Here is a 1,180-nt window from a genome sequence, read left to right on the forward strand (position 1 = left end):
CTTTAGATCTTGTTTTTCAGGATCAAGATCAAAAGATCGCAGCCTGCGGCAGCTCCTACATTGGAAAGGTGTGATGCAGGATAAATCATGGGCACAAAAAAAGTGGCCACCGCGTAAACGGGGCCACTTTTTTCTACAGCCTATTAATGGCCGTACACGTCAAAGTCGAAGTACTTGTCCTGCACTTGCTTGTACTTGCCGTTGGCGCGAATTTCGGTGATGGCCTTGTTGAATTGCTCAGCCAGAGCGGTATCGCCCTTGCGCACTGCAATCCCGGCGCCGCCGCCGAAGTATTTGGCGTCTTCGTAGGTCGGGCCGACGAATTCGAAGCCTTTGCCCGCGTCGGTTTTCAGGAAACCGTCGCTCAGGTTGACCGAGTCGGCCAGCATCGCGTCAATACGACCCGAGACCATGTCCAGGTTGGCTTCCTGCTGCGAGCCGTAACGCACCAACTGGATCCCGGCCGGCACCAGCACTTCGGTGGCGTAACGGTCGTGAGTACTGGCACGCAGTACGCCGACTTTCTTGCCTTTGAGTTCGGTCAGCGGGTCTTTGACGCCGGAACCTTCCTTCATCACGAAGCGAGCCGGGGTGTGGTAGTACTTGATGGTGAAGTCGACGTTTTTCTTGCGGTCGTCAGTGATGGTCATCGAAGACAGGATCGCGTCGATCTTCTTCACTTTCAGCGCCGGGATCAGGCCATCGAATTCCTGCTCGACCCAGGTACATTTGACTTTCATCTGCTCACACAGCGCATCGCCGATATCCACGTCGAAACCGGCGAGTTTGCCGTCAGGGGTTTTCATCGAGAACGGCGGGTATCCGGCTTCGATACCGATGCGGATCGGCTTGGCGTCTTCGGCCACAGCGGTCAGGGACAACATCGACAGTCCCAGGGCACCAAACATCACTAGCTTCTTCATTTATAACTCCTGTGTGCGGAGGCTTTTATTGGCAGCTTTCGAGTCAGCGTCCGGTCATGGCCATTTACAGGCAAAAAACCGAAGTGGCCGGCAGTCTATGGCGACGCGCACAGGGCAGATTGTTTTTAAGCGACAAATACTTACAGAAGATCGGCGCACCAGCTGAGCGGTGTCAAACTGTGCGCCGTCGTGGTGCAAAGGCTGTAGGACAAGCCCTCAAACTGTACAAAAAAACCCGTGTAGGAGCTGCCGGAGGC

Annotated in this window: 1 protein-coding gene; it reads right to left on the reverse strand. The window is 55.1% G+C overall.

The features are described 5' to 3' along the window. Positions 1-143: 143 nt before the first annotated feature. A complete protein-coding gene (locus IAI51_RS27735; protein ID WP_187681373.1) occupies positions 144-923 on the reverse strand; it encodes an ABC transporter substrate-binding protein in 780 nt (259 codons plus the stop codon). Positions 924-1,180: the final 257 nt, after the last annotated feature.

The sequence above is a fragment of the Pseudomonas sp. N40(2020) genome (assembly GCF_014472415.1).
Lineage (GTDB): Bacteria > Pseudomonadota > Gammaproteobacteria > Pseudomonadales > Pseudomonadaceae > Aquipseudomonas.

Excerpts from the sequence above, each read along its gene's own strand:
- IAI51_RS27735 (WP_187681373.1), bottom strand. The coding sequence starts at position 923 with ATGAAGAAGCTAGTGATGTTTGGTGCCCTGGGACTGTCGATGTTGTCC.